The organism is Mesorhizobium sp. M7D.F.Ca.US.004.03.1.1, from assembly GCF_003998635.1.
GTDB classification, from domain to species: domain Bacteria; phylum Pseudomonadota; class Alphaproteobacteria; order Rhizobiales; family Rhizobiaceae; genus Mesorhizobium; species Mesorhizobium loti.
The window spans coordinates 1-4571 of the sequence record NZ_RZQG01000485.1 but is presented as its reverse complement, the minus strand read 5'-3'; the positions used below and the strand labels follow the sequence as shown (position 1 = coordinate 4571).

The window sequence follows — 4571 nt, the reverse complement described above, 5'->3', positions numbered from 1 at the left end:
ACGCTTCTTCGCGACGCCGCTTCAGGCGGTGGTGTCTCTGGCCTGCCTGATGATCATGGTCTTCCTGCTCTGGAAGCTCCTGAATTGGGCGGTTTTCTCGGCTGTCTTCACCACTAGCGGCGGGCCGGAAGCTTGCCAGGCGGCAGCGGGAGCCTGCTGGTCGGTCATCGCAGCGAGATGGCGCATCATCTTCTTCGGCCTCTATCCCTACGAAGAACAATGGCGCTCGGCGCTGGCCTGCGTCGCCGTTGTGGTGATGACGGTGCTGAGCTGTATCCCGGCATTCTGGACCGGCCGCCGGATCGCGCTGGTGTGGGGAGCCGGAACGGGCCTTTTCTACGTGCTGATGAAGGGCGGCATGCTTGGTCTTGCCCATGTCGGCGAGGAAGCCTGGGGCGGACTGGCATTGACCCTGTTCATCTTCGTCACCACCTGCCTGATCGGTTTCCCCTTGGCGATCGGCCTGGCCTTGCTGCGCCGGTCGGAGTTGCCCTGGATTTCGCGCACCACCGGCCTCATCATCGACGGGGTCCGGTCGCTTCCGCTGGTATCGATCCTCTTCACCTTTGCCGTGGTTCTGCCCTTCGCGCTGCCGCAATGGCTGCAGGGCGACAAGCTTTACCGGGTGATCCTTGGCTCCGCTTTGTTCTTCTCTGCCTATCAGGCCGAGATCGTGAGAGGCGGCATGCAGGGCGTCGCCACAGGACAGGAAGAGGCCGCCATGGCCCTTGGCATGCGCTATTGGCAACGCATCAGCCGCATCCTCCTGCCTCAGGCCATGCGCAACGCAATGCCCGCGACGATCAACCAGTTCGTCATCTCGTTCAAGGAGACCTCGCTGGTGGTCATCGTCGGATTCTTCGAGATCCTGGCCTCCGGCAATGCCGCCTACGGCACCGGCGAATGGCGCTTCGCCTATGTCGAAGTCTATGCCTTCATCGCCTTCATCTACTTCATCTTCGTCTTCAGCCTGTCCCGTTATGGCGCCTTTCTCGAGCGCCGCATGTCGGTCAGCGAACGCTAAGGAGGCGTGCAGGTGATCTCGACCAATTCGACCGGTGAGCCGGCGCTCCGCATCGAAAACCTCGACAAATACTACGGCACGTTCCACGCGCTGCGCGGGATAAACCTTTCCGTAAAGCGGGGCGAAAAAATCGTCGTCTGCGGACCCTCCGGCTCCGGCAAGTCGACCATGATCCGCTGCATCAACCGCCTCGAACAGCACAATGGCGGCCGCATCGTCGTGCTCGGCACCGAGCTTAACGACGACGTCGGCAACATCGATGAGATCAGGCGCGAAGTCGGCATGGTGTTCCAGCACTTCAACCTGTTCCCACACATGACGGTGCTGGAGAACTGCATGATCTCTCCGATGATCGTGCGCAAACAGCCGCGGGCGCAAGCCGAGGCGACCGCCCGGCGCTATCTGGAAAAGGTGCGCATTCCCGAGCAGGCCCTGAAATATCCCAGCCAATTGTCCGGCGGCCAACAGCAGCGGGTCGCGATTGCGCGTGCTCTTTGCATGCAGCCGCAGATTATGCTGTTCGACGAGCCGACCTCGGCGCTCGATCCCGAAATGGTCTCCGAAGTGCTTGACGTCATGGTCACGCTTGCTTCGGAAGGCATGACGATGATCTGTGTGACCCATGAGATGGGCTTTGCGCGCCGCGTGGCGGACCGGGTGCTATTCATGGACGGCGGCGAGATCCTCGAAGAAGCGCCTCCGGGCGAGTTCTTCACCTCTTCCCGCAACGAGCGCACCCGACAATTCCTGTCGCAGGTGCTGGGCCATTGATTGGAAGCACGATCCGAATGCGTCACGCCGCACGCCCTCAGGCATCTCCATGATTGATCCCGCCACCGCGTTGCACGAAATTCTCGGGCCGAAAGGCTGGCTTTCGGGCAGCGACGCCGAACCTTACCAGCGCGATTGGCTCAATCGCTACGGCGTCGCGCCTCTGGGCGTTGCCAGGCCTGCGGATACGTCTGAGGTTGCCAGTGTCGTCAAGCTATGCCGAGAGGCCGGACTGGCAGTGGTCCCGCAAGGCGGAAACACAGGGCTTTGCGGCGCCGCCGTCGCCCAGCAGTCGAATGCGGTGATCGTCTCGCTTTCGCGCATGACGGCGATCGGCAATCCGGATCTGGACAGCGGATCGATCGTCGTCGAAGCCGGCGTCGTGCTGGCCGCGCTGCACGAGGCGCTGGAACCGGATGGCCTGATGTTTCCAATGCATCTCGGCGCGGAAGGCAGCGCCAGGATCGGCGGCCTGATCGGCACCAATGCCGGCGGCAGCCAGGCTTTCCGCTACGGCATGATGCAGGATCTCGTTCTGGGTCTCGAAGTCGTGACGCCTGATGGCAGGGTCTGGGACGGACTGCGCGCGGTGCAGAAGGACAATGCCGGCTATCAGTTGCGCAAGCTGTTCTGTGGCGCGGAAGGCACGCTCGGGATCGTGACGCGCGCGATCCTGCGGCTGTACCCCAAGCCTCGGCAGCAGGCGAGCGCCCTTCTGGTCCTGCCCGGCTTTGCCGCCGCTGTTTCGTTCGGTGCTTTCCTGCGCGGCGAGGCCGGGGAATTCCTGACTGGCCTCGAGTTCTTCTCCGATTTCGGCCTGCAACTGGCGCTCAAGCACTTGCCCGACCTTGCCTACCAACTGGAGGCACGGGGCGACGTCTATCTGCTGGTCGAACTGGCATCGGGATCGCTACGTGTTCCCCTGGACGAGATCCTGGCTTCGGCGCTGGAATGGGGCATGGAACAGGGCCTGGTCGTCGACGGCGCGCTGGCGGCGACAGGTGCGCATCGGGCACAATTCTGGCGGCTGCGCGAGGAGCAACCGGAGGGACAGAGGCTGGAAGGCGAGCAGCTCAAGCACGACATCTCCGTCCCTTCAGGCGCCATCGCCCGTTTCGTCGAGGCAGGCGCGAAGATCTGCGGCGGCATTCTTCCCGGCGTGCGGGTAAACCCGTTCGGGCACCTTTGCGACGGAAACATCCATTACAACTTGTCGCCGCCGGAAGGTCGTGCCGATTTCGACGGCAAGGCCGAGCTGTTCGCCGAGGCGCTGTCATCTCTTGCCACGCAGATGGGCGGCAGCTTTGCAGCCGAGCATGGACTTGGCCGGGCCAAGGTCGCCATGGCCGACCGCAATCGCGGCCTGGTGGAGCGAGAGCTCATGGCGCGGCTCAAGGCTGTGTTCGATCCGCTGGGCACAATGAACCCGGATGTCCTGGTGCGCGTCTCTCAGTAAAGAAAAACTTTCGAATAGACGGCATTTCTTGGTTTCGTCTCGATCCGCCAGCGTGCAGGTATGAATCCGAAAGGCAGGCTCGGTCCGCTTGCCGCCTGAATGAAGGATGTCGAAGCATGATCCGCAATGGCGGTCGCCTCCTTGTCGAGTGCCTGATCGCGCTCGGCGCGACCAAGAGCTTCGGCGTGCCGGGCGAAAGCTACCTGGCCGTGCTGGACGCGCTGCACGACACTCATGGAAAGCTGGACTACGTGCTGTGCCGCAACGAGGGCGGTGCGGCATTCATGGCCTCGGCCTATGGCAAGCTGACGGGCTCGCCGGGCATCTGCTTCGTGACGCGCGGACCGGGCGTTGCCAATGCGTCCATCGGGGTGCACACGGCGATGCAGGACAGTTCGCCGATGATCATCTTCGTCGGCCAGGTCGGCACCGACATGCGCGGCCGTGAAGCGTTCCAGGAGATCGACTACCGCGCCGTGTTCGGCACGATGGCGAAATGGGCCGTGGAAATCGACGATGTCGAGCGCCTGCCGGAAATCGTTGCCCGGGCCTGGACCACGGCGCTCACCGGGCGGCCTGGCCCGGTGGTGATCGCCCTGCCCGAGGACATGCTGACGACGCTGACCGATGTCGCCGCACTCAGCGGACCGGCCAGGATGTTCGAGGCCGCCGCCGATGCCGATGCGCTGGCCGAGGCCCGCTCCATGCTTGCCGCCTCCCGCAGGCCGGTCATCCTGATTGGCGGCGCCAACTGGTCCACTGCCGGGCGCGCCGCGCTCCAGGCTTTCGCCGAAACCTCCGACATTCCGGTGGTCGCGGCGTTCCGCTTCCAGGATCAGTTCGACAATGGCTCGCCGGTCTTCGTCGGTGAGGCGGGCGTCGGCATGGTCCCGCATGTCAAGAAGCTAATCCGCGATGCCGATTTGATCCTGGCGATCAATGTGCGCTTTGGCGAGATGACCACGGACGGCTACACGCTTTTGTCCGTGCCCGAGCCGAAGCAGAAGCTGATCCATGCCCACGGTTCGGATCGCGAGATCGGCAAGATCTACGTGCCCTCGCTTGGCATCCATGCCGGGCCGAACGCCTTCGCCAAGGCGCTCTCGCCGATCAAGGGCGACTGGGGCGCGTGGCGGTCGCAGGCACGCCAAAGCTATGAGGGCACGTTCACCGCACCGGCCCAGCCGGGCCCCGTCGACATGGTCGAGGTCAGCCGCTGGCTGCGCGAGACGCTGCCCGACGATGTGATCCTGACCAATGGCGCCGGCAATTTCACCGTCTGGCCAAACAAGTTCTTCAAATTCGGGCCGAAGGCACGGC

The 4571-nt window shown here is 63.7% G+C and carries 4 protein-coding genes; all 4 read left to right on the top strand.

What is annotated here, in order from left to right:
- Positions 1 to 1024: amino acid ABC transporter permease (locus tag EN935_RS23435; RefSeq protein ID WP_164771287.1), on the top strand; the 1024-nt coding region annotated here is incomplete at its 5' end.
- Positions 1025 to 1036: 12 nt separating this feature from the next.
- Positions 1037 to 1795 (top strand): amino acid ABC transporter ATP-binding protein, encoded by a 759-nt coding sequence (locus EN935_RS23430; RefSeq protein WP_126070003.1) that lies wholly within the window; start codon positions 1037 to 1039, stop codon positions 1793 to 1795.
- Positions 1796 to 1844: 49 nt separating this feature from the next.
- Entirely contained in the window at positions 1845 to 3251 is a 1407-nt protein-coding gene (locus EN935_RS23425) for an FAD-binding oxidoreductase (RefSeq protein ID WP_127373651.1), read from the top strand.
- A gap of 116 nt (positions 3252 to 3367) precedes the next feature.
- Positions 3368 to 4571 (top strand): thiamine pyrophosphate-binding protein (locus tag EN935_RS23420; RefSeq protein ID WP_127373650.1); only part of this gene is annotated, 1204 nt, incomplete at its 3' end.

Coding starts and splice junctions, on each gene's coding strand:
- EN935_RS23425 (WP_127373651.1), top strand. CDS start 1,845: ATGATTGATCCCGCCACCGCGTTGCACGAAATTCTCGGGCCGAAAGGC.